The organism is Chryseobacterium vaccae, assembly GCF_009602705.1.
Taxonomy (GTDB): Bacteria; Bacteroidota; Bacteroidia; order Flavobacteriales; family Weeksellaceae; genus Chryseobacterium; species Chryseobacterium vaccae.
The window spans coordinates 2,374,307-2,399,536 of sequence record NZ_VSWH01000001.1 but is presented as its reverse complement, the minus strand read 5'-3'; the positions used below and the strand labels follow the sequence as shown (position 1 = coordinate 2,399,536).

The following is a 25,230-nucleotide window of genomic DNA, read 5'->3' as shown; positions in this document are numbered from 1 at the left end:
TTATTTATTTTTTTTTGTATTAAAAATTGTAGTTCAGTTCCATCCCGAAATACGGGGTATTGGCTCCTTTTCTGTAAACCGTTACATTGTTGAAAACATAAGGCGAGCTGTAGTTGAAGAGCCTGTTGACAAATAATGAAGTCCTTAAAGCTTTATAAATACTTTTGGTCACCTTTATATTTCCTGTGATGGTAAACGTCATCAGTTTGTCCATGTTATCGGTAACCGAGACATTTCTTACCAGCCATTGTTTATAGATATCTGTTCTGTCTGCATCGGTGAAAGGATGAACTACACCGTCCATTCCGTAATAGGCGATAGGTTCTGCAATTCTCCGGTCATTTCTGCTGTGATCATAAATACTTCCCTGTAAAGAAGCGGAAACAATCAGATCCAGGCTTGGCAGGTAAGTATCTATTAAAAGATTATAGTTGATATTGGAATTATTATAACCGTCATCATTTTTATAAATTCCATAATAAGGGAATGGGCCCAGTCCAATGGAAGCATTAGGTTTGAAAGTAAGCGGAACGGAATTTCTGTATTGGGATTTAAACCAGGCTCCGGTAAGGGTAAACCTAGTATTGATGGCCTTAATTCTTGGTGAAGTATATCCGAATTCAATTCCCTGCTTTACAATCTGGCTTCCGTTCTCATCCACAAAATATTCCCCGAAGATGCTTTTCTGCTCATAAGGTACGTTGGTAAGATCCGGCCCGTTGGCCCATTGGGAAAGATCCACCTGCGTCGCATCATATTGTTTGTAAGTATGTACAGCAGTGTGTTTCATTTTACGGAAACCATTGTCCATATCTTCCTTAAAGTAAGCCATAAAGAAATCATGGTTTCTGTAGCTCAGATCAAGTCTGATTTCCTTTTTTACACTTTTTGCCGCTTCCAGGTCTTTGTTCTCTCTTGACTGTACATATGTCATGAAGTTCACATAGCGGTACTGCGAATCATTGTGGTAATAATTCAGCTGTGTATAGTCCCAATACTCTTTGTTGGGATAGAGCATCATCATGGTAGGACGTTTGTAGAACTGTCCGTAACCCAATGTAATATCCGTTTTCAAAGGATAATTGTTGATGGTAAGGTGAGGCAGGCTGTACTGGAAATTCAGTCTGGGTTCTGTGAAAACTTTTTTGCTGATGGCAAAAGAAGGATCGATGCCCATGTTTTTTGAAAATCTCAACCCTGCGTATAAAGTGAATTTATGACGGTCTAAGGAATAGCTCATCTGATCTCCTACAAAAGCAGATAACAGGCTTGAAGCCGGAATATCGTTATAAGGTCTGGGTCTTTCTATTCCTGAATTTGCAGACGGAGGAGTTTTCATATCATAAACAAGTCCTCTTCCGTTGTTTTTTGAATATCTCCAGTCCAGACCGGCTTCGTACTGATGGGTAATTCCCACCGTTTTTTTAGTACCGTTTGCCTGGAAGAAAGCAGTAATGTCCAACGGTTTTCCTTCTGTAGAAAATTCAGTTATGTAACGCAAATCAGGAAAATATCCCACGTTTTCACCCTGTTCTGTAGCTAATGAGAATGATCTCGGACCGGAAAGCTGAATCAGTTTTCTCTGCTCGATCTTTTCAAACCCCTGGCGGATAGCCGTGTTCAGAGTTAATTTATTGAAGAAAGCATTTTTATCCAGCTGATAGATAAAATTATTGGTAAGGCTGATCTTCTGATTATTGGATTCAAACTTATCCGTTGAAGGATATCCGTTATCCGGATCATATTTTTTATGATCAATATTGGAAGAAAAATCAATGTTGGATCTCCATTCCAAAGGCCTTGACCAAAGGGTAGATGTTTTTTTTGAACGAATGGAAGCTGTGATACGCTGATAGTTCTCAAACTCGTCCGTTGGATCAGACTTGGAATCCAGGAAATCTGCACTGGCGCTTAATTGCCAGTTGTCCGTGATCTTAAATCCTTTTCCTACATAATACTGCTTGCTGAATCCGTCTGCCTTGAATCTGGCCTGAAGGGGAGAGCTGCCTATCTTACGTTCTATTTTGATTAATCCTGAAGTAAGATCCCCATATGCCGCAGAAGGAATTCCCCGGATAACCTCTACTTTTTCGATGTCATTGGTAGAAATGGTTCTCATATCTATCCCGGAATAAGCCGTTTCACGATATTCCCCGGCTTTGCCGAACTGCTGGGTATCCACAGAAACCTGCATGTCTGCATTGGAATTGATGATGTTGTCATCAATCATAAACTGAATGCCTAAAGATGAGGTTTTGTATTCACTTCCTGAGTAACCGCTTGTATTTTCGCGGAGTGTAGCCCTGTTGGTAACATTTAGGGTGGGTGTTTTTGCCAGCCCTCCGGGAAGAAGCTCCATCAGGTCACTGAAACTCGATGGCTGAAGATGCTCCATAGCCTGTCTGTTAATGATAGACTTTGTGGTAAGACCTTTTCCTTCCTTGGAAAATACCACTACTTCTTCCAGTTTGTTAACAGGTAAAAGCTGTACTGTAATATTCTGTCCTGAAGTAATTGTAACGCTGAGTTCCTTTTCCTGGTAATCGGAATGAATGATCCTTATATGATGTTTACCATCTGAGACTGACACAGAAGCCGTTCCGTTTTTGTCTGTGGTAGCAGAAATACCATCTACTGTAACTGAGGCTCCGTTAAGTTCTTTATTATTTTCATTGAAAACGGTAATGTTCAGTTGCTGTTTTTCACTTTGAGCATAGATAAGCGGTGAGCTTAATACGAAAAAGAAAGCAAAAGGTAAAAATCTTCCCATTTTTATTTATTCTAAATAAGCAGAGCGCAAAAGTATAAAATATACCAATGCGAAGAAAATTTATTTAGAATAAATTAAAATAATTGACAAAAGTCAGAAATGTAGACTGTAAAATTTTATATAATATCCAGATGTTGTTATATAATATTCACCTCCCGTTCGAGTTCTATACCAAATTTTTCTTTCACAGAATGGATGATCTCACCGGAAAAATCAAAAATTTCTTTTCCCGAAGCATTTCCTGTCGCGTTGATAATCACCAGTGACTGAAGTTTGTGAGAAGCGGCATTGCCTATCTGTTTTCCTTTCCATCCGCATTGCTCAATCAGCCATCCGGCGGGTACTTTTACCACATCACCGTTCGGATACCCTTGGATATTTTCGAATTTCTGTTTCAGCTCTTCAAACTGAGAAAGGGGAATTGTTGGATTTTTAAAGAAGCTTCCTGCGTTACCTGTTTCTTTCGGATCAGGAAGTTTGCTTTGTCTGATATGAATTACCGCTCTGGATATGTCCTGAATCGTAGGGTTTCCTACTCCTTCACGTTCCAGTTCAGACCGGATAGCTCCGTATTCCGTCTTAAGATGATGTTCTTTGATGGTTAATTTAAAAGTAACCTCCAGGATAACATATTTTCCTTTTCCTTCCTGCTTAAAAATAGAATCCCTATATCCGAATCTGCACTCTTCAAGATCAAAGGTTTTTACTTCCAGGTTTTCAAGATCCAAAACTTTACAGCTTACAAATACATCCTTTATTTCCGTACCGTAAGCTCCGATATTCTGCATCGGTGAGGTTCCTACGTTTCCCGGAATCAGGGAAAGGTTTTCCAGTCCGCCGTAATTTTTTTCCAGACAGTACATCACAAATTCATGCCAGTTTTCTCCTGCTTTTGCCGTTACCAGAACTTCATTTTCATTCAGGGCTTCTTCTGAAATTCCCTTTAAACTAATTTTTACGGCAAGACCATCAAAGTCTTTGGTCAGCAGAATATTGCTTCCTCCACCCAAAAACAAAAGTTTCAGATTGTGTTTTTTTGAAAAAGTAATCGCTTCTTTCAGTTCTTCAAGATTGGTGATCTCTGTAAAGTATTGAGCTTTGGCTTCAACGCCGAAAGTATTGTAAGGCTTTAAGGAAAAATTTTCTTGCATGTTTTTATTGATATTCTTTAGGAAGAATGGTATTTAATTGTTCTTTCAGCTGCTGAAACTGTTTGTAATGAACTGTATCTGCAAAAGAATTAACATAAATATGGGATTTTTTCGGGGTACGGATCTGAAAGGTTTCATCAATGCCGTCCACAGACTGTTGGCTTGGAGAACTTTTGATATAATCCAGATCTTTCACATTGATGGAAGCGGTCAGCTTTTTCCAGGTATCTGCCTGAATGGGAGTGCTCCATTCCTTATGGGTCTGGTTGGCTGTCATTCCTTGTTCTGCTTTTACAGAATCTCTGGTCACTTTTATAATGTTGTAGTTGCCCAAATGTCCACCGATATGAGACATACTGATGAAAACAATATCGTCTGGACGATGGACTGCTGTTTTCTTTTCAGGAACCTTCTTATCACAGGAAAAAAATACCGGCAATAAAAGACATGAGAAGAAGATGTTCAGACTCGTATTTTTCATTGCCGGTATTGTATATTGTAAATAGGTTTATAGATTGAATTCCTTTCTGTATTGAGTTAAGGAATCTTTCAGGATTTCTGCACTTCTCTTCAGATCTTCTTCTTTTAGTACATAAGCAATTCTTACCTGCTTTTTACCTAATTCAGGATCGCTGTAGAATCCTCCTGCAGGTGCTACCATGATGGTTTCACCTTTGTTGGTGTATTTTTCAAGAAGCCATTGCGCGAATTTTTCAGTATCATCTACCGGAAGTTCAGCAACACAATAGAAAGCACCTCTCGGCTTAGGGCAGATTACTCCCGGAATAGCATTCAGAAGGTCTACCAGAATATTTCTTCTGTGGGTATATTCTTCCCTTACGGAACGGATGTAAGCGCCGTCATTCTGATGGGCTGCAGTAGCTGCGATCTGTCCCAGAAGTACCGGGCTTAATCTTGCCTGTGCAAAAAGCATCGCGGCATCATGTATTTTTTTAGAACGGGTTACCATGCATCCAATTCTTACCCCGCACATAGAATAACGCTTGGATTCAGAGTCAATCACGATACAGTTTTCACTCAGTTCAGGGAAATCAAGAATTGAAATCTGCTGTTTTCCATCGTAAACATATTCTCTGTATACTTCGTCAGAGATCACAACGATGTCATATTTCAAAGCAATTTCCGCCAGTTTCTGAAGTTCTTCACGGGTATACAGATATCCTGTAGGGTTACCCGGATTACAGATAACGATGGCTCTTGTTCTTTCAGTAATCTTTTTTTCAAATTCTTCGATCGGAGGAAGAGCAAAACCTGTATCAATGGTAGACGGTACTGCTACTACATTCACGTTGAATGTGCTGGTGAAACCGTTATAGTTGGCATAATAAGGTTCAGGAATGATCACTTCGTCACCGTCATCACATAAAGTAGAAATAGCAAAGTTAAGCGCCTCCGAACCACCGTTGGTTACAATGAAATTATCAGGTGTAAGGTCTTCAAAACCTAAGGTATGATAATAATCGGTAAGGGCTTTTCTGTATTCTAAATTACCTTCAGAAAGCGCATATTCCAATACTTTAAGATCAATATTCTTTAAAGCATTTAAGGCTGTTTCCGGAGTTTCAATATCAGGCTGCCCGATATTAAGGTGATAGACTTTAGTTCCCTGCTGCTTAGCTCTTAACGCAAAAGGAACCAGTTTTCTTACCGGCGATGGCGGCATATGCTGTGCTCTGTTTGAAATATTCGGCATTGTTCAAAAAATTTGTATGACAAAAATAGGATTTAATTTCTCAATAATAAAATTAAGAGGTGGTGACCTGCTGTATCAGTTTATTCTTCTTTCCTTTAATAGAACTCTTGTTGTGCTTTTTTAATGGAGATATGAGAATTTTATTATGAAATAAATAATTGTATTTCAATTATTTTGACTTTATGTTAAATTTTTTTCTTAATTTACAGTGCTGATATAAAATGTAAAAATCAAATTATTCTGATATTTTTTTGAAAAGGCAGGCAGTTAACCTGCTGTGAAAGCGTTGAATTCAGGATTATATTTTGCTGTTATGTATTCAGAAACATGTTTCAATCTGCTGTAAAAGCAGTCAAAAAATAAGTTTTTTTAATGTAAATAATGTCTGGTGGCAGTATGTAATGTACTGCTGCTTTTTTGTGAATCATTTTTCAGATCAGAATATAAATTTTATTATTTTAGAGGAACTAAAAAAACAAACTGAATATGCAGATCGCCGCCAGCTCCGTAGAAGATTATATCTCAAAGATTCCTGAAGAAAGACAGGAAGTCTTCCGAAAATTATTCGATACCATCAGTGACAATCTTCCGGAAGGATTTAAAGAAGGTGTTAGCTATGGGATGGTAGGATGGGATGTTCCTCTTGAAACGTATCCCGAGGGTTACCACTGTACACCCGGGGCACCTTTACCTTTTATGGGATTGGCCTCTCAGAAAAATTTTATCGCGTTTTATCATATGGGAATCTATGCCGAACCTGAACTTCTGAACTGGTTTGTCGCTGAATATCCTAAATATTCCAAAAGAAAACTGGATATGGGGAAATCCTGTGTACGGTTCAAAAAAATGGATGATATTCCGTTTGAACTGATTGCTGAGGTTAGTAAAAAAATGACGGTGAAAGAATGGATTGGTATTTATGAAGACCGGTTGAAAAAAAAATAATTCCCGGATATATCCTCAAAGAAAAGGATCTTAATTTTAACCTCAGTTCGGAATAAAAACAGAGCTTGGAAGCTGGGAGCTGGAAGAGAGAGGTTCTGAAGGCCATCAATAATAATTTGCCCTCTTTTTTAGCTAATTTGATTTTACAGGTTTTTTTCAGTATCTATAACTAAAAGTAACTTCCAGCCTTCTTCCTCCATCTTCCTCCATCTTCCAGCCTTTTATATTTAAACTCCTTCACCCGAATTCAGGATAATTTTAAACAAACTTTAAAAGTTCTGAAGCAATATGTTTCAGAACTTTTTTTGATCTGTGTTTTTAGAAATCAATGTCCCAGATTCCGGCTTTCCGTTCCAGTTCTATCAGGGCGACGGCGTTATCTGTAAGCGCCTGATAATAATCTTTTCTTATTCCGTTGTAGGTTCTTTGGGCGTTAAGGACTTCCAGGATGGAACTTTCCCCTCTTTTATAGCTGTAGGTAATACCATCCAGAATACTTTTGGCTTCAGTAAGCATTCCGTTGTGGAATTGTTTCAGTTGTTTTTGAGTAGCCCTATACTGTTGATAAGCCTGTATGACTTCTGTCCGTATTTCCTGTTCAATCTGCTGATATTCAACCTCTGCCTGAGAATGGACCATTTCAGCAATTTTTAATCCTGCATTTCTTCTGTTGGAAAATTTTAAGGGAATACTAAGGCCTAGTTTTACCGCATTGACTGTGGGTGAAGGTGCAATTTCATTCGTCGCTTCGGTGTGATGTTCTGCACCGGCGTTAATGCCCAGATCTATTTTACGGTTGGCTTTTTCAAGGCTTATCTGGCTTTTGGCCACCTGGGTATTTTGTCTGGCAGCCAGTAAATCAGCTCTTTCATTCAATGCTTTGATCAAAAGGTCGTCAACACTGAAATTTCTGTTGAAAGCATTAAAGTCCCCGGAAACTTCTCTTTCTGTTACTGCATTATCACTAAGAAATACAGATAAGCCTGTCAACGCCTGCTGTTCGGAACTTTCAGCCTGATACACTTCGTTGAGCAAAGAGGCTGCTTCTAATTTACTTTGCTTTGAAGTAATCAGTGATATGGTTCCCAGTCGGAACCGGATACTGTCAGACTTGGCCAGCTGCAAAATATTCTCATAAGAATCCTGCTGTACTTCGAGCAAAGCCTTAGACTTCAGCGCTTCAATATATCCTAAAGTGGCATCTGCCCGGAGATTTCGGAAAAAATCCTGTAACTGTATTTTACTCAGCTCTGACTGATTTTTGGCGAGGTTTATTCGCGCTTTTCTTTTACCTCCCAGTTCCAGGGTCCAACCAATGGATGTCCCATAAACATAACCCATGTTTTTATTCACTCCGTTATTGACTGTTTCTGCTTCCAGTTGAGGATCCGGAAACATCCCCGCAGTTTGAACAGAAGCCTCAGTTATATTTACATTGTATTTTTGAGCGGCATAGCTCAGATTTCTCTTTCCGACAAGTCCCAGAAATTCATCGAAACGTAAAAGTTCTTTTTCCTGCGCCTTTACCATCCCTGCTATGTTAGATAATGCGAGAGATAGTATGATAAAATGAGTTCTAATTTTCATGTGATGTCAGATTTTGTTTTTCATTGCTGCGTTCAGCTATAAAATAAATAGCAGGCAGCACGAAGAGGGTTAAAATAGTAGAGAACATCAATCCGTAAACGATTACGGTAGCCAGAGGACGCTGCACATCCGAGCCAATACCTGTAGCCATTGATGCGGGGAATAATCCAATGACTGCAACAGTAGCGGTCATTAATACCGGTCTGAAACGGTCTTTTGCTCCCTGAGTTACCGCGAGCTTCAGAGCATATCCTTTCTTACGGAGATCGTTAATGTGAGAAATCATGATCACCCCATTTTGGATGGCAACCCCAAATAATGCGATAAACCCTACCGCAGAAGACACGTTCAGAGACATTCCCCTTATATTAAGTGCCAGCATTCCCCCGAATAAAGCTAAAGGAACAATCGACATCAGTACCAAGGCCTGTCTGAAATCCCCAAATGCACCATACAGCAACAGAAACATAATAGCCAGTGCCAAAGGAACAATAAAGGCGAGTCTTGAATAAGCCCTGTTCTGGTTTTCAAATTGTCCTCCCCATTTGATCTGGTATTTATCATGATTATATTGAATGTCTTTTTCAATCTTATCCTGAGCTTTTTTCAGGAAGGAAGAAAGATCGGTTCCCCTTAAATTGAGCTTTACGGTAAGATGCCGCTTATTCATTTCCCGGGTAATGGTGCTTTCTCCGGTACTTAATTTTACTTCTGCTACCTGAGATAACGGAATTTTTGCTCCGGAAGCTGAGGTCAGCATCAGGTTTCCGATTTTATCAGGAGTATCACGGCTGTCTTCAGTATATCTGCAGGAAATGTCATAGACTTTATTACCGATAAAGATCTGGGAGATCGCTTTTCCACCTAAAGCTACTTCGATGAGGTCTGCCACATCCGCTACATTCAATCCATATTGTGCGATCTTATCCCGGTCGGCAATGATTTGTAACTGGGGGAGTGGAGGCTCCTGATCAATGGCCAGATCGGCAGAACCAGGAACTTTATTTAAGGTGGATAGCACGTTTTCGGCAATTCTTCTGGTTTCTTTGAAGTCCTCACCATATACTTTTACGACCAGCTCGCTGTGAGCTCCTGATATTTTATCCATGACCCCGTCAATCATCGGCTGTGAGAACCCTACGGTGAATCCGGGTATTTCTTTATAATCTTCAGCCAGTTCTTTAATCAGGTCTGCTTTTGTTTTTCCGGAAGGCCACTCACTGTATGGCTTTATGCCGATGGAAACTTCAAAATGGGAAGCTGTCCACGGGTCTGTTCCATCATCATTACGTCCTGCCTGAATCATCATATACGTAATCTCCGGATGCTTCAGGGTTCTTGCACGCAGTGTATCGCTCATTTCCTTTGATTTGACTAAAGAAATACCGGGAGGAAGCTGTACCTGCAGCCATATGGAACCTTCATCCAGCTCAGGAAGAAAATCTTTTCCCACAGTATAAGACAGAATTCCTGCGGACAGCAGAACAATGCTTATTGGCAAAATCACTTTTTTGGGTGTAAGCATAATGTGATCTATTCTGTTTCCATAGGCAGCAGCTATTTTTTCCAGCCATCTGTTATGGTATATTTTTCTTGGTTTACGGTAAATAACATAGGCCAGTCCCGGAATTAAAAGTAATGCGACTGCAAGCGCTCCCAAAAGGGCATAACCTATGGTGAAAGCCATTGGAGTAAATAGTTTTTTCTCTACTCTTTCAAAGGCAAACAGCGGAAGATAGGCGGTAATAATAATGATGGTGGAAAAGAAAATAGGTTTAGCGACTTCAATCACCCTTTGGGTAATGCTTTTTTCTTCCAATGATTCTTGCTGGTTTTCTTCTCTTTTTTTCAGGATGGTTTCCAGCATCACGATGGCTCCGTCTACAATAATTCCAAAATCAATAGCTCCGAGGGAAAGAAGATTGGCAGGAATATTGGTGAAATGCATCAGAATAAAAGCAAACAACAGAGAAATAGGAATCGTAATAGCGACCAGCAATGCCCCTCTCCAGCTTCCCAGGAATACAATCAGTACGATGATGACCAATACAATTCCTTCGGTAAGGGTATGGGAAACGGTATGAAGGGTTGTTTCTACAAGATCAGTTCTGTCTAAAAAAGGATGAATTTTTACTCCTGCCGGAAGAATTTCATTATTTAATTCGTCTACCGCCAGATGTACTCCTTCCAGAACCTGTGACGGGTTTTGTCCTCTTAATAAAAGTACAATACCTTCTACACTTTCGGAATAGTTTCTCTTTCTGTCGGTATAACCGAGAATGCCTTTTCTTTCCAGGTTTCCGTATTTTAATGTTCCTACATCGTTGAGAAAGACAGGAACGCCATTTTCGGTTTTTACCACAATTTTACCAAGATCATTTAAATCCTTGACAAGACCTATCCCCCGGATGACATAGGCCAGATTTCCGCGGGGAAGCATACTTCCTCCGGCACTGACATTGTTTTTGGAAATGGTCTCTGTAACTTCAGATAAAGAGAGCCCGTACTGTTCGAGTTTATGGGGATCCACTTCAATCTGAAACTGAGTCGTAATCCCACCAAAGTTGGTGACATCTGCAATTCCGGAAACCTGCTTGATACGTGGAATAATCACGAATTTCTGTAAATCGGTTAATTCCCGGAGACTGTGATTGTTGCTTTCGATAATATATCGATAGACTTCGCCGATAGGAGAAGTAAGAGGGTCGAGCCCCGGCTGGGCATCATAAGGAAGTGTTACATCCGATAATCTCTCCTGGATGCGCTGTCTTGCCCAATAGTCATCAATCCCATCATCAAAAACCATTGTAATGATGGATAGTCCAAATGTACTTTTGCTTCGCATCACATGCATTCCCGGAAGTCCGTTAAGAGAACGCTCCAAAGGTATGGTGATTTGCTGTTCCACTTCTTCAGCAGCCAATCCCGGAACCTGAGTGACCACTTGTGAAGTAACGTCGGCGATATCAGGGTAAGCTTCCACCGATAATCTGGTCCAGGAATAGTAACCGAAGAACCCGAGTAAAAGGAAGAGGGCTAGCATCAGCCATCTTTTCTGCATAGAGATTGTAAGTAATTTCTTCATTGTTCTTGATTTCGTAGGGTTTCACATTATTTTGCATCCAGCATATAGATTGCGCCTTCGGTCATGATGGTTTCACCTGCTTTCAGGCCTGAGATCACTCTCGTGGTTTTCTGATCAGTTTCCCCTGTCGTAACGGAACGTTTGGTAAATTGATTTTTACCTGTTTTTACCCATACATATTGTGAACGGTCATTCTGCATTAAGGCAGTAACTGGAATCATCACTGCTTTTTCCGGAGTTGTGGAGAAATTAACAGTGGCGTACATGCCTGGTTTTAAGCTTCTGTCTGGATTGTCACATTCGATGAGGACTTTTATGCTCCGGGTATTTTCGTCTACGATTTCATTGATATGATACACTGTTCCGGTAATATTCCTGCCCGGATAAGCGCTTACTTTTACCGAAACATGATCTCCGGTATTGACAAAGCGAATGTCTTTTTCTTTCACATCTCCGGAAATCCAGACTTTGGAGAGTTCTGCAATAATAATGACAGGCTCAGCGTCACTTTTCAGGTATTGTCCGTTCACAATAGTGTTGGAGATAATTTCTCCGTTGATTGGAGCTCTTACGGTAAGAGGACTTCCTAAGCCGCCGCCTTTGCTGTTATATACTTTCAGGGCAGAAGAAGCGTTGGAAAGAGAGTTTTTTTTATTTTTAAAATCAGTTTCAGCTTCGTCTAGTTCTTTTTGGATACCCACTCCATGTTTTACCAGATCCTGCTGGCGTCTGTAGTTTTTTTCTGCAAGCTGTACCTCATTCAAAGCATCTGTATAGTCTTTCTGAACGGAAAAGTAATCCGAGGAAAGAATTTCAAAAAGTGGACTGTTGGCTGAAACATTTTGACCGAGACGGATATAGGATTTTGTAATTCTTCCGGAAAAAGGACTGGCAATTTCCGCATAACGATTAGGAATGGCCTGAATAGTTCCTGCTGAAACAATACCATCGCTATGTTCCTGTTCCGTAACGGTTTCAGTTTTTATTTTTTTGAAAACCGGGTTGTTCTCAGGAACAGTGATCTGCCCGTTTTTGATAGTGAGTTCCTGATCTGTATTTTTATGGGAAAGACTGTCCTTACAGGAGATCGTAAAGAGAATGCTGCTGCATAAGATTATTTTTTTCATGATGCTAATTAAATTGAGTGCTGTTGCTTATTTTTTCTTTTGTATGGTTCTTTTTCTTCATGATGACCAGTTTTTTACTTCGGGTTTTCTTCTGACCGGATAAAGAAGGTCTGAGAAATATATTCGTAGAGACAATGAAGAAAACGGTAATAAGTGCCTCTTTAGAATATCCTAATGCGCACAAAGCGCCTATAGCTGCGGAACACCATAAAGTAGCTGCGGTATTGAGACCCCGGACGGTGAGACCATCTTTCATAATCACACCGCCGCCTAGAAATCCGACGCCGCTGACAATATAGGAGGTAATTCTCCCGGCAGCGTCACCACCGATTCTGACGGCAATTAATACAAATGCTGCTGAGCCTATGCAAACTAAGGTATTGGTACGGAGACCTGCGTTTTTTTTACGCCACTGTCTTTCGAAACCTATGCCAGCTCCTAAGCAGAATGCAACTAATAAACGAAGGGTAAATTCAAATGTATTCATAACTTTTCCTGTTTTTACAAAGCCTTTCAGCTGTACGGGAAAAGTGGGTACAACTAAAGCTTTAAAGATTGATAATGACGGTAAGGATCTGGGTCCATATGCTTTATTTTTTACTGCGCAAAAGTAGAAATGAAATCTTTTTTTTACAGTTAGAAAACCTTTAGAATAGTATTAGAAAATCATTAGGAAAATGTTTTTTTTCATATCTTAAAGGTTTCCGGGGCTGAAGAATGATGCCGGCTTCTGATTGTTTTTGTTCCTAATTCGGATTAAAAATTATTTATACAATTAAATTTTCAATAATTTTGAACGATCATCATTTCATATGGAATGGTTCTGGACACTGATATGTTTTTAAGAAAAGTAGTCAGTAAATTTCGGAGGTTCATTTTTCAAAGAGAGATATATTTTACCCATGAAGAAGACAAACACAGCCATATCTGCCACACTTTTAGCCATTATCTGCGTGCAGGGCGGAGCTTCCATTGCCAAACAGCTTTTCCCTGCAATAGGAGCGATTGGAACTGTGACTTTAAGGATTGTACTTTCGGCTGTTTTGCTGATGATCATTAACCGTCCGAAATTTTCAGAATTTACCAGACAAAAATGGCTGTATTGTGCGATGTACGGAATAGGACTGGCTGCGATGAATCTTATCTTTTATATGGCTATCCAAAGAATTCCGCTAGGATTAGCTGTTACGGTAGAATTTGCCGGGCCTTTGTTCCTTGCCATTGCACTGTCCCGGAAGCTGCTGGATGTAGTGTGGGCATTACTGGCTTGTGTCGGTATTTTACTCATTGTTCCCTGGAAAAGTAATCATATTGATTTGCTAGGCCTTGGACTTGCCTTTCTTGCAGGATTATTCTGGGCAGGTTATATTGTCATGGGCGGAAAAGTCGCTAAAATAATGGATGGAAAAGACGCAGTGACTACAGGGATGTTATTTGCAAGTCTTGTCATCATTCCTTTTACATTATGGGATGGTGCTGTTTTCAATATTACACCAACGATTTTCTTAAAAGGTCTGGGAGTAGCCATCCTGTCGAGTGCATTGCCTTTTTCTTTGGAGATGATGGCGTTAAAAAAGCTTCCGGCAAAGACTTTCAGTATCCTTATGAGTCTGGAGCCTGCATTTGCAGCACTTTCAGGATTCATATTCCTGAGTGAAAATTTAACTTTTTTACAATGGGTTTCTATTGCCTGTGTTATAACGGCGAGTATAGGAACTACAGTTTTTGGCAAGGCGGCCAAACATTAGGTAGGAGAATAAAAGATTGCATTCAACTAGTTTCAAATACGGTTGTGAAAACCGTTTTATCAGCATCAGAGGTTACGGAAATATGGGCTTCATGAAGGTTAATAATCTTTTCAGTAAGGAAAAGCCCAATCCCATGACCCTTTTCTTTCCTGGAGGTTTCACTTCTGTAAAAAGGTTCAAAAATATGCTTCAAATCCTCCGGAGCGATGATAATTCCTGTGTTGACAAAACGGATATAAAGCTTTTTATTATTGGTCATTACATTAATAAAACATGTATGTTCCGGTGAATATTTGCAGGCATTGTCGATGAGGTTATTGAAAGCCACCTGCAGAAGATATTCATTTCCCTGAATAATTAACTGGTGTTCTTCTACAGTATCCTCAATATTCAATGAAACTTTATATTGGAAATTTTCCTTTATTATTCTGGAGTATGATTCCAGAAGAACTTCATCAAGTCTTACTTCAGAAAAACTGATTTCATTGGGATCGTAGCTTGCTTTGGCAAGATCCATTAAGCTGTTGGACAGCTTAGCCATATTACGGGCGTCTTCCAATGCATATTGAATGGTTTGCTGATATTCTTCTTTGGTCTGGTCTTTTTGGGAAGCCAGTTCCAGTTCGGTAATAATAGCGGATAATGGAGTTCTGAGTTCGTGCGAAATATTGGAAACGAAATATTTCTGGGCATCAAATGAATTTTCCAAACGTTCCAGCATTCCGTTGAAACTCAGAGCCAGTTCGTTAAGTTCATCCTTTTCCTGAGTGGTCTTCAGCCTTAACTGTAACTTTCCTGCCGTAATTTTTTTAATCTGATTTACCATTCCACTCAGAGGGCTTAAGGTCTTTTTGGAAAGAAATATTCCGGCCAGATAAATCAGGATCAGAATGCTGATGAAAGAAATAATGCTGATGGTCAACAGATGGGTGAGGTATTCATAGCCGTATTGATCATAAGCAGCAGCTGTCACGGCATATGATTTTCCCTGATAACGATAAACCATTCCGATAACCTGTAAGTCATCCAAGAAGAACGTGATGGTATTTTTCCGGAATATCTGTGAGAGCATCTCCGGATTTTCTTTTACATAATCTACTTTGGCATCATCATGATAAACAAGCTGATTGTTGATGTCATAGATAGCCACCTGAACTTCATTAAGGGTTCTGTTGTTGTTTTTGTAAAGTTGATGCATTTCCTGTTCGGGCAGTGAACTTTGGAAAAACAGATCGGCCTTGGCAATCGCTTCATTTTGCAGTTCACCGTAAAAAGATTTTTCCCGGGCATCTTTCGATGAATAATAAATAGAAAAACTGTAAATACCCAGAAGCATCGCCGTGATCAGGGTAAAAAGCAGGGTAAGTCTGGTTCTTATTTTCATCTTTGATCGGGTTGGTTTACTGTTTGCAGTTTATATTTTATGACAGATTTTTTTAAGAGATAACCCCTGTTTCATAATCTTTCTTCAGGATAAATCCCATACCGGCTTTGGTGTGGATCAGTTTAATTTCAAAATCTTTATCAATTTTCTTTCGCAGATAGTTAATATATACGTCAATAAAGTTCGTTCCGGTATCAAAGTGGGTTTCCCATACCTTTTCAGCAATTTCACCGCGAGAAAGAACTTTTTCGGAATTTTCCAGCATAAATTTCAGGAGATTGAACTCTTTCGGGGTCAGTTTTATAGGGATCTGATTCCGGCTGACTGTTTTTTGTTCCAGATTCATTTCAATACCTTCATACTTTAGTACAGAAACTTTTTGGTATTTCTGTTGTGAAAAGCGCTTTAAGAGAACTCTGATTCTTGCAACAAGCTCACGCATTTCAAAAGGTTTGGTCATATAATCATCCGCTCCGGCATCAAACCCTTCAAGCTTGTCATCCGTGGTGCCCAGTGCGGTAAGCATAACTACTGGAAGATCAGGTTTCAAAGCCTTAAGTTCATTACAGAATTCAAGACCGCTTTTTTTGGGAAGGACAATATCGGTTACAACCAGGTCAAAATCCTTTTGCAATGCTAGTTTTAGACCTGTCATTCCGTCATAAGCCATACTTACTTCAAATTCAGCTTCCTGAAGCCCTTTTGTGATAAGTCTGGAAAGTCTGTCGTCATCTTCTACTAATAAAATATGTGGCATAAGAATCGTGGGAATGTTGGGTTGAATTGAAGAGCAGATCAATATTTACAACAAATGTAATGAATTCTATTTTGTAATTTTGGCGAAGAAATAATAAGCTGATGCCGGGATTGAAATTATCTTTTAAGAACATAATTGTAAGTACAGGAAGTCTGTTCTTATTGATTTTGCTGTTCATAAACTGTAGTTCTTATAAGAAAACACAACTTGAAAACGGAGATTTACTTTTTGTCACCGCCAAAGAAACCGGACTTTCCGGAGCCATCAATAATGTTACCCAAAAGCAAAAAGAAGCCTCTTTTGATCATATCGGAATCGCTGAAAATGAAAACGGACATTGGTATGTTCTTCATGCCGCCCCTAAAGGAGGTTCTCAGAAACAGAAACTGAAATATTTTCTGAAAGATCAATCCGATGACGGACAGAGGGTAATTATTTACCGCCTGAAACCTGAATATAAGAAAACCATTCCCGCAGCCCTCACAAAAGCAGAAGCTATGTTGGGGAAGCCATATAATTTCGATTATATTCTGAACGAAAATTCCTACTACTGTTCTGATTATATTGAACGGGCGTTCAGGGATGATCATATTTTTAAACTGGAGCCTATGACGTTTAAAGATCCGAAAACAGGGAAAACCAATGAATTCTGGGAAAATTTTTATCAGAAGAAAAACCTGAAAGTTCCGGAAGGTGAACCTGGCTGTAATCCAAACGGACTGGCTGCTTCGGAAAAACTGGTTAGGATTGGTGAATTATAAAAACAATAGCTCTTAATTTTCACTACAAAAGGCATAAAAGTATTTTAACACTTAAGATCAATAAGTTTAAATGCTTTGAGTATAGAAGTTCACATAAGTTAAAAAAATCTACGATTTTTATTGAGATAAAAATAGATCTGCTCAATCCACAAAATCTACGAGGATCATAAAAAACATCAACAAAAATCTCTCCTAAAAAATCGTTTAATGTATTTTGCCAAATTTATTCAACAGAGGCGGACTTTAGTCCGCCAAAATAATAAAAAATGTCCATTGGCTTTAGCCAAAACCTATGCAGCTAATAGGTAAATAACGTAATTTATATCTGCCATCAATACACGAATAAAAACTTTGATTTTGTTGACTATAGAAATAAAATCGGAAAATTTTCAAAAAATATTAGTCTACTAATTTGGTAGACTAATATTTTTTTATATTTTTGTCACAGATTTAACGCAAAAGAGCACTATGATCTGATAATATTAATCCACAAAAATCTTTAGTGATGAGACTACCCAATGCTAACCTGCAGGTTTTACAGAATACAATCAACCTGCCTAAAAAAGAATTGATCCTGGAAATAGAATTAAATGGTAAAATGAAATTTGAACATTTAATGAATGTTATCTATCATCAATTTGGGATATGCCACAGGGTTTTGTCTGCGAACGTAGAGTATGTAAACGGATATAGTTTCGGATCTGTGCAGCTGTATATTAATGTGAGTTCAGAAGATTACCAGTTGTTGGAATCTTATCTGAATAAAAATAAACTTTTGAGTACAACGGTAGAGTATCTCTGCAGAACGTATTCTTAGGGAGATTCATATAGTTTTAATTACATAAGTATCCGGTGGTTTTCTGCCGGATGCTTTTTGTGTGATAAGGAGAAGTACCTTTAGTTTTTTCTTAATGATAGGAAAAAACTGTATTTTTAAACTCTATAAACATGAAATCTATGATCACAATTTTTGTTATTGCCGCATTAGTCGTATTATTTTTACTTTACGGTGTTTCTATTTACAACCGTTTGGTGAAACTGAGAAATCTGGTTCAGGAAGCCTGGAGCAGTATTGATGTTATGCTTAAAAAGCGTCACGACCTTATTCCGAATCTTGTAGAAACTGTAAAGGGATACGCTACCCATGAACGTGAAACGCTTGATAGTGTTACAAGGGCAAGAACGCAGGCTGTGGGAGCCGATTCTGTTCAGGCAAAAGAAGCCGCAGAGAAAAATCTGAATCAGGCGATGATGAACCTTTTCGCTGTTGCAGAACAATATCCGGATCTGAAAGCCAATGCCAATTTCCAGCAGCTTCAGAGTGAATTGACTTCCATTGAAAATGATATTGAAAAATCAAGAAGATATTATAACGGAACCGTTCGTGAAAATAATACGCTGGTAGAATCTTTTCCAAGTAATATCGTTGCGAATATATACAAATTTGAAAAATATCCGTTCTTTGAGCTGCAGAATATCGCCGATAGAGAAGTTCCAACTGTAAAATTCTAGGAAATGAAAAAGTTGTTACAGCTTTTCTTTATTTCGTTTTTTTTCATCGCTTTTGCCCAGAATGAAATGGGTAGGGAAGATCAGATGGCCATTGCCGGACCGGAGAAGATTATTTCATTCCACTCGGATATTGAAGTGGATAAAAAGTCTGGAGTTACCGTTACAGAACATATCAAAGCATATAGTCTGGGAGACAAAATCAAAAGAGGGATATTCCGTTCTTTGCCTTTATCCAGACATCTCAATAACAGAAGGCATAAGGTACAATATGATATTGTCTCTGTCAAAAAGAATGGAGCAGATGAAAATTACCATGAGAAAATTTCAAATGATTATCTGGAAATATATTTTGGAAACAAGGATGTCATTCTTGATCCCGGAACCTATGATTATGAAATAAAATATAAAGTAAAGAACCAGATTGGCTTCTTTGACCGTTATGACGAGCTTTACTGGAATGTAAACGGGACTTATTGGGATTTTGACGTAGATTCAATCTCTGCTAAAGTTACGCTTCCCGAGGGGGCCGGAATTATTCAGAATTCCTGTTATACGGGAGCCTATGGCAGTACTTCCCAAAACTGTACCGCTAAAGTTCTTTCGGAAAATTCAATAGAATGGAGTGCTTCCGGTTTGAAGGCCAATGAAGGACTTACCGTAGCGGTCGGATTTAAAAAAGGAGTGATGATTCCGCCTCCGCCACCTACTTTCCTTGAAGTATACGGCATTCTGATTGGTGGTTTTATCGTATTTATCGGATTGATCTTTTATTATTATACCACCTGGAGGAAGTATGGGATTGATCCTGAAAAACCTACCGTGTATCCGCAATTCAACGTTCCTGAAAATATGTCTCCCGCTACAATGGGCTATATCAAATCTGAAAGTTTCAGTAATAAATACCTTACAGCGGCTATTGTCAGCCTTGCAGTAAAAGGATATATTAAGATTGTGGAAGAAGAGGATTCCGGAATATTAGGGATGTTCAAAACGAAAAAATTTACTTTAGATAAATTAAAAGAGCCGGATGAAACGCTTCCGAAAGAGGAGATCAACCTGATGAACAGTCTTTTTTCAGAGTATAAAAATTCGGTTACATTCGATGGAAAATACAATTCTAAAATTGAAAAAGCGGTTCGTAATTTTAAAGAAACCCTTAAATTTCAGAATGATAACTTTCTGAAAGAGGGAAATAATACTTCAAAGTTAATTCTGCCATGGATTATAAGTTCTATAGTATATGGTATTGGATTAGTTCTGAGCTATATGATTTATCCTGAAATTGAAAAATTACTGATTGGAGGAGTTGTTTATATTGTTCTTTTAGTCGTATTCATTATTGCGGCTTTTACAGCGAAAAGACTTTACTGGATCTTTCTGGTACCGATTCCGTTTAATATATTCCTCGGAGCTTTATTTATGATTTATAAGGGGCATGATGCCGTAGAAAGCAATAATTTCAATGTATGCTACCTGTTCCTGACCCTCACATTTGTTGCTTTACTGATCTATCAGTATCTGATAAAAAGACCTTCAGAAGAAAAGCTGAGAAAAAAATCGCTGATCGATGGGTTCAAAATGTATATGGGTGCCGCGGAAAATGAACAGCTGAAATTCCATAATCCTCCTCAGATGACTCCACAGGTTTTTGAAACCCTTCTTCCATTTGCAATGGTATTAGGCGTTGATGAGATCTGGGGTGAAAAATTTGATGACGTTTTAAAAAATACATCTACAGAATACCACAATAACTGGTATTATGGCGGAACGATGAACCATTATGCTTTTGCCAGCACTTTGAATTCAAGCCTTACTCAGTCTATACAATCTACCTCTACCCAGCCTTCCAGTTCAGGAAGCGGTTCCGGTGGCGGAGGATTCTCCGGTGGCGGTGGCGGCGGAGGAGGTGGCGGCGGCTGGTAAGCCGGGGTTACTATAAAATAAAAAGCGTTCAAAAATTAATTTTGAACGCTTTTTTTATGCTTACTTAAAGGCAATTAGATTCTTTCGATATCAGCACCAATGGCTTTCAATCTTCCGTCGATATTTTCGTAACCTCTGTCGATTTGCTCAATATTGTGGATGATAGATTTTCCTTCTGCAGAAAGAGCTGCGATAAGAAGGGCGTTTCCTGCTCTGATATCCGGGGAAACCATGGTTGTTCCTCTTAACGGAGTTTCCTGGTTCAATCCGATAACAGTAGCTCTGTGCGGATCACATAAAATAATTTGTGCTCCCATATCAATCAGTTTATCCACAAAGAATAATCTTGATTCGAACATTTTCTGGTGCACCAGAATACTTCCTTTGGCCTGGGTAGCAACAACCAGAATAATGGACAGCAGGTCAGGCGTAAATCCCGGCCATGGAGCATCCGAAATAGTAAGGATAGATCCGTCAATAAATTTCTGAATTTTATAATTTTCCTGAGCCGGAATATAAATATCGTCGTTGCTTTGTTCAAGCTGAATTCCCAATTTTCTGAAGGTATTCGGAATAACACCGAGCTGGTTCCAGTTTACATTTTTAATCGTGATTTCAGATTTAGTCATGGCAGCAAGGCCAATCCATGATCCGATCTCCACCATATCCGGAAGCATCGTGTGTTCCGTTCCACGCAGGTAATCCACACCTTCAATAGTAAGAAGGTTAGAGCCGATTCCCGAAATATTAGCACCCATTCTGTTCAGCATTTTACACAACTGCTGAAGATAGGGCTCACAGGCGGCATTATAGATTCTTGTTTTTCCTTTGGCAAGAGCTGCAGCCATTACAATATTGGCAGTTCCTGTTACAGAAGCCTCTTCCAGAAGGATGAACTTTCCTCTTAATTCTTTAGCTTTTAATGAGTAGAAATATTCTTCCTCATCATAGCTGAATTCAGCACCCAGTTCTACCAGCCCCTGAAAATGGGTATCCAGTCTTCTTCTTCCGATTTTGTCTCCTCCGGGGGTTGGCATATAAGCTTCACCATAACGGGCAAGCATAGGCCCCATCAGCATGATAGACCCTCTCAGTTTGGCTCCGTCTTTTTTGAATTCATTAGATTTAATGTAATCAAAATTAACCTGATCTGCTTTGAAAGTATAGTCACCGTGGCCATTTTTAGTCACTTTTACTCCAAAATCTCCCAAAATTTCGATCAGCCTGTTGACATCATGAATGTCCGGAATATTTTTGATTCTTACTTCTTCATCAGTTAACAGAACCGCACATAAAATCTGTAGAGCTTCGTTTTTGGCTCCTTGTGGAGTTATTTCTCCCTGCAGTCTTTTTCCTCCTCGTATCTGAAATGTCCCACTCATTACTTTCTGTTTTTATGATTGTTATTGTTATGCCTTCTTTTATTGGTCTGGTTTTTATTATTGTTGTTGTTGTTATTGCTATTGCTGTTTTTGTTGTTCCTGCTGTTGTTATTGGTATAATAGATCTTACTTTTCTCAAGAGATTCTATTCCGGTAAGGTCCAGCCTGTTTTCAGACAGCTCTTTCAGGTGGCGGAAAATAACATCGTCCGTTACGTGTTCCTTATTATAGACGTTATAGGACTTCTTCATATTGTTGGCAATCACTTCAATCAGGGCTTCTTTCTCATCACCTGCTTCCAGTTCAATGGCTTTATCAATCAGTTGAAGGATACTTTTTCCATAAAATTTGAAATCTCCCTGAAGTTTAGGATACTCCATTCTTTTAGGTTTTTCAGCAAGCTGTTCCCTGGTAGGAAACGGATAAGGCGATTCTACATCCAGATCATATTCTGCCAAAATAAAAAGATGATCCCAAAGTTTATGTTTATAATTTTCTTCGTCACGGAGTTGAGGGTTTCTCTGACCCATAAAATCAATGATGGCCATTGCCATTTCGCTCCTTTCCTCTTTGGTAGGGAGTTCTTTGCAGCGTTCAACCAGCTGTTGTATAATTCTGCCATATTCCGGCATATGAAGCTGGGTTTTTTGGGTATTGTATTCCATAGTATGCAAATATATGGATTAAAAGAAAAATTGCTTTGAAAATCTTAAAAGTTTATGATTTTTTAATGAAAATTGTAGCCTCGCTTTTCTTGAATGAATTCGAAAATATTTCACATTTCATAGATTTTGTTTAATAAAATTGTAATTTAGTTATCAGATTATTAAACAAAATATAAGTATGAAAAAAACACATTTCTTCCTTTCTGTACTGGCTTTGACGTTGATCAATTCCTGTCAGACCATTGATGAACCTGTTGGTGAAGATCTGCGTAAAGCAGAAGTACACGATAAAACAGTTAATGTAACTAATCACGACGGAAGGCCTTTCAGCACAGGCAGCAGTTCCACAGCAGGAAAATTTATAGCGGGTCCGGGAGGCAGCGTACTGATGCAGGGATTCTATTGGGATGTTCCTGCCGGAGGTACTTGGTGGGATACGGTTAAAAATAAACTTACCGACTGGTCCAATGCCGGTATCGGTGCCGTATGGCTTCCTCCTGCATCAAAAGCTCAGAATGGAGCCTATTCTATGGGCTATGATCCTACAGATTATTATGATTTTGGAAATTTCAGTCAGAATGGAAGTGTAGAAACCCGTTTCGGATCAAGAACAGAACTGGAAGCATTGATTACAAAAGCTCACGCTGAAAATATGCAGGTATATGCAGATATCGTAATCAACCACAACAGCGGCGGTCAGTCTGAAGCCAATCCGTTTACCGGAACCAATACCTGGACTGATTTTTCAGGAATTTCCTCCGGAAAATTTAAAAGAAGCTATAACGATTTCTACAAAAATTCATATGGAAATAATGATGAAGGTGCTTTCGGGGGATTTCCGGATCTGTGCCATGCCAATCCTTATGTACAGGACTGGCTGTGGGGAAGAGACGATTCTGTAGGGAAATATTATAAAAATGTAATGAAATTTGATGGTTGGAGGTTTGATTATGTGAAAGGCTTCGGACCTTGGGTGGTCAATAGCTGGAATACAAATGTAGGCGGATTTTCGGTAGGAGAGCTTTGGGATTCCAATGTTAATACCTTAGAATGGTGGGCGAATAATGCCAACAGTTCCGTGTTTGATTTCGCGGCCTATTATAAAATGGATGAAGCCTTCGACAACGGCAACTTAAACGTGCTGAACGATGATATGATGTGGAAAAGAAACCCGTACAAAGCAGTAACCTTTGTCGCCAATCACGATACAGACATTATTTATAACAAAATGCCTGCCTATGCCTATATTCTCACTCATGAAGGCTATCCGACTGTTTTCTACAGGGATTATGAAGAATGGCTGAATAAGGAAAGGCTCAATAACCTGATCTGGATCCACAATAACAAAGCAACCGGAACCACATCCATCCTGTACACAGATAATGATGAATACATTGCCAGGCGAAACGGTTACAATGGAAATCCCGGGCTGGTTGTTTATATCAACAGTTCATCAAGCTGGCAGGAAAGATGGGTGGAAACCAACTGGAGCAGCCAGCAGATCAAAGACTTTACCGGCCATTCAAGCTGGTATCCGACTACACAGGGCGATAAATGGGTGAAAATCCAATGCCCTCCGAATAGTTATTCAGTGTGGTCACTGAATCAATAATAACAATCCAAATATCGTAAAATTAAAAAGGGATAAGGTCAATTACTTTATCCTTTTTTATATCTAATATTGAATTTCAAACAAAAAATCCGCGAAATCTGCGAGAAAAAATATCCACCAAGATCTGTGAAATCCGTGAGATCTGTGGGAAACAAAAAGTAATAATCTATGCTGCGAAAAATACTATCACACCTCAATAAATTTTTTCTTCTGATGCGCATCCGGAAGAAAACACTTTTGATTGGCGAGCTTCATTCTGTTTCTGGATACCAGATCATAGGCTTTATCACTTAGAAATGCAGGGAATATTTTTCCGATAGCAGACAGCTTGTATATTCCCCCCAATATATTGGCTATCTTCAGTACTGCACGGGATTTGATAAGATAATACTGTTTGGGTTTCCATAGGTATAAAGTATTGAACACTTTCGTCTTCAATCCTCGTTCAGATAAGAATTTCTGTCCGAAATCAGACTGCAGGGACGCAAACATAAACTGGTCTTTCCGGTCTCTTTCCAGGATCCATTGTACCCAGAAATTGCAGACACCGCAATCTCCGTCAAAAAATACAATATGTTTATCTTCCCAGATCTCCTGCATGATGATTGATTTTAAAATGAAGTCTTAATTTCTGTGTCTTCTTTTGTTTTTTTGAAATATTCAGCCAACTGCCTGCGCTGTTCATCCGTTAGCTTTGCATTCTGATGGCCTATGTAATAAGATTCCAGTGGCATTTCCTTTTTCTCAACCATTTCTATGCATTCTTCCAGTTTGTGAAGCTGCTGCTTGGATTCATATACTGCAAAGGTAGAAAAATTAAGATGTTTCCGGCCCTCATCAATATGATTTTTAACAAACCATGAGACCGGAGAAATACTGGAATACCAAGGGTATTGTGTTTCATTGGAATGGCAGTCATAACAGGACGTTCTGATGATCTTTGCAGTAGCTTCCGGTGTTTTTTTGATATTCAGAAAATCCATGCCGGGAGTGGGTGGCGGATTGGTTTTATCAATCGGAAAAAACTGGATCATGATAAAGGCAACGAGTAAGATAACAAGTATTTTTTTCATATCAATTTCATGCTTGTTTCCTATAAAAATAATC

The 25,230-nt window shown here is 39.1% G+C and carries 21 protein-coding genes; 7 read left to right on the top strand and 14 right to left on the bottom strand.

The genetic code is table 11. The features are described 5' to 3' along the window. Window positions 1–19: 19 nt before the first annotated feature. The 4 genes from FW768_RS10895 to FW768_RS10880 all read right to left on the bottom strand — a co-directional run bounded on the left by FW768_RS10895 (window position 20) and on the right by FW768_RS10880 (window position 5,635). Window positions 20–2,770 carry a TonB-dependent receptor gene (locus tag FW768_RS10895; RefSeq protein ID WP_153395346.1) on the bottom strand — a complete coding sequence of 917 codons (2,751 nt, stop codon included), beginning with the start codon at window positions 2,768–2,770 and terminating at the stop codon, window positions 20–22. A gap of 137 nt (window positions 2,771–2,907) precedes the next feature. Beyond that, window positions 2,908–3,921: a UDP-N-acetylmuramate dehydrogenase gene (gene murB / locus FW768_RS10890; RefSeq protein ID WP_153395344.1), complete on the bottom strand. Its 1,014-nt coding sequence runs from the start codon at window positions 3,919–3,921 to the stop codon at window positions 2,908–2,910. 4 nt (window positions 3,922–3,925) lie between these two features. Further along, a complete protein-coding gene (locus FW768_RS10885) occupies window positions 3,926–4,402 on the bottom strand; it encodes a hypothetical protein (RefSeq protein ID WP_153395342.1) in 477 nt (158 codons plus the stop codon). A 27-nt stretch (window positions 4,403–4,429) separates the two neighbouring features. Continuing rightward, complete coding sequence (locus tag FW768_RS10880; RefSeq protein WP_153395340.1) at window positions 4,430–5,635, bottom strand: pyridoxal phosphate-dependent aminotransferase; 1,206 nt, start codon at window positions 5,633–5,635, stop codon at window positions 4,430–4,432. Between the two features lie 486 nt (window positions 5,636–6,121). Between FW768_RS10880 and FW768_RS10875 the strand changes: the two genes are divergently transcribed. After that, a complete protein-coding gene (locus FW768_RS10875) occupies window positions 6,122–6,580 on the top strand; it encodes a DUF1801 domain-containing protein (protein ID WP_153395338.1) in 459 nt (152 codons plus the stop codon). A 318-nt stretch (window positions 6,581–6,898) separates the two neighbouring features. Here FW768_RS10875 and FW768_RS10870 read toward each other — a convergent pair whose 3' ends face one another. From FW768_RS10870 to FW768_RS10855, 4 genes are read right to left on the bottom strand one after another with little or no spacing between them, the layout of a single operon-like run. Continuing rightward, complete coding sequence (locus tag FW768_RS10870; RefSeq protein WP_153395336.1) at window positions 6,899–8,167, bottom strand: TolC family protein; 1,269 nt, start codon at window positions 8,165–8,167, stop codon at window positions 6,899–6,901. After that, the gene (locus FW768_RS10865) at window positions 8,157–11,252 is read right to left on the bottom strand and encodes an efflux RND transporter permease subunit (RefSeq protein ID WP_153395334.1); all 3,096 of its coding nucleotides are present in this window, start codon (window positions 11,250–11,252) and stop codon (window positions 8,157–8,159) included. Before FW768_RS10865 ends, FW768_RS10870 begins: the two co-directional genes overlap by 11 nt. A gap of 26 nt (window positions 11,253–11,278) precedes the next feature. Continuing rightward, entirely contained in the window at window positions 11,279–12,379 is a 1,101-nt protein-coding gene (locus FW768_RS10860) for an efflux RND transporter periplasmic adaptor subunit (RefSeq protein ID WP_153395332.1), read from the bottom strand. 4 nt (window positions 12,380–12,383) lie between these two features. Beyond that, the gene (locus FW768_RS10855) at window positions 12,384–12,866 is read right to left on the bottom strand and encodes an MgtC/SapB family protein (RefSeq protein WP_153395330.1); all 483 of its coding nucleotides are present in this window, start codon (window positions 12,864–12,866) and stop codon (window positions 12,384–12,386) included. Between the two features lie 415 nt (window positions 12,867–13,281). On the opposite strand from FW768_RS10855, the gene FW768_RS10850 reads away from it, so the two are divergent. Next, window positions 13,282–14,127 (top strand): EamA family transporter, encoded by an 846-nt coding sequence (locus FW768_RS10850; protein ID WP_153395328.1) that lies wholly within the window; start codon window positions 13,282–13,284, stop codon window positions 14,125–14,127. A gap of 22 nt (window positions 14,128–14,149) precedes the next feature. On the opposite strand, the gene FW768_RS10845 is transcribed toward FW768_RS10850, so the two are convergent. Then, window positions 14,150–15,511 carry a sensor histidine kinase gene (locus FW768_RS10845; protein ID WP_153395326.1) on the bottom strand — a complete coding sequence of 454 codons (1,362 nt, stop codon included), beginning with the start codon at window positions 15,509–15,511 and terminating at the stop codon, window positions 14,150–14,152. 52 nt (window positions 15,512–15,563) lie between these two features. Next, the gene (locus tag FW768_RS10840; RefSeq protein ID WP_153395324.1) at window positions 15,564–16,268 is read right to left on the bottom strand and encodes a response regulator transcription factor; all 705 of its coding nucleotides are present in this window, start codon (window positions 16,266–16,268) and stop codon (window positions 15,564–15,566) included. 101 nt (window positions 16,269–16,369) lie between these two features. On the opposite strand from FW768_RS10840, the gene FW768_RS10835 reads away from it, so the two are divergent. From FW768_RS10835 to FW768_RS23520, 4 genes are all read left to right on the top strand, one after another. Next, the gene (locus FW768_RS10835) at window positions 16,370–17,029 is read left to right on the top strand and encodes a YiiX/YebB-like N1pC/P60 family cysteine hydrolase (protein ID WP_153395322.1); all 660 of its coding nucleotides are present in this window, start codon (window positions 16,370–16,372) and stop codon (window positions 17,027–17,029) included. Window positions 17,030–17,534: 505 nt separating this feature from the next. Further along, window positions 17,535–17,846: an NIL domain-containing protein gene (locus tag FW768_RS10830; RefSeq protein ID WP_153395320.1), complete on the top strand. Its 312-nt coding sequence runs from the start codon at window positions 17,535–17,537 to the stop codon at window positions 17,844–17,846. Between the two features lie 140 nt (window positions 17,847–17,986). Then, a complete protein-coding gene (locus tag FW768_RS10825; RefSeq protein ID WP_153395318.1) occupies window positions 17,987–18,541 on the top strand; it encodes a LemA family protein in 555 nt (184 codons plus the stop codon). Window positions 18,542–18,544: 3 nt separating this feature from the next. Further along, entirely contained in the window at window positions 18,545–20,464 is a 1,920-nt protein-coding gene (locus tag FW768_RS23520) for a DUF2207 domain-containing protein (RefSeq protein WP_185151966.1), read from the top strand. Between the two features lie 74 nt (window positions 20,465–20,538). Here the strand turns inward: FW768_RS23520 and murA are convergent, their stop codons facing one another. Together murA and FW768_RS10810 are read right to left on the bottom strand one after the other, a co-directional pair. Beyond that, the gene (murA, locus tag FW768_RS10815) at window positions 20,539–21,846 is read right to left on the bottom strand and encodes a UDP-N-acetylglucosamine 1-carboxyvinyltransferase (RefSeq protein WP_153395316.1); all 1,308 of its coding nucleotides are present in this window, start codon (window positions 21,844–21,846) and stop codon (window positions 20,539–20,541) included. Next, window positions 21,846–22,511 carry a DUF4290 domain-containing protein gene (locus FW768_RS10810; RefSeq protein WP_153395314.1) on the bottom strand — a complete coding sequence of 222 codons (666 nt, stop codon included), beginning with the start codon at window positions 22,509–22,511 and terminating at the stop codon, window positions 21,846–21,848. The genes murA and FW768_RS10810 overlap by 1 nt, the downstream gene beginning before the upstream one ends. A 178-nt stretch (window positions 22,512–22,689) precedes the next feature. Between FW768_RS10810 and FW768_RS10805 the strand changes: the two genes are divergently transcribed. Then, window positions 22,690–24,123: an alpha-amylase gene (locus tag FW768_RS10805; protein ID WP_153395312.1), complete on the top strand. Its 1,434-nt coding sequence runs from the start codon at window positions 22,690–22,692 to the stop codon at window positions 24,121–24,123. A gap of 186 nt (window positions 24,124–24,309) precedes the next feature. Here FW768_RS10805 and FW768_RS10800 read toward each other — a convergent pair whose 3' ends face one another. Both FW768_RS10800 and FW768_RS10795 read right to left on the bottom strand, forming a co-directional pair. Continuing rightward, window positions 24,310–24,723 (bottom strand): thiol-disulfide oxidoreductase DCC family protein, encoded by a 414-nt coding sequence (locus tag FW768_RS10800; RefSeq protein WP_153395310.1) that lies wholly within the window; start codon window positions 24,721–24,723, stop codon window positions 24,310–24,312. 11 nt (window positions 24,724–24,734) lie between these two features. Then, window positions 24,735–25,196, bottom strand: a complete 462-nt coding sequence (locus FW768_RS10795) for a heme-binding domain-containing protein (protein WP_153395309.1) — start codon at window positions 25,194–25,196, stop codon at window positions 24,735–24,737. Between the last annotated feature and the right edge of the window lie 34 nt (window positions 25,197–25,230).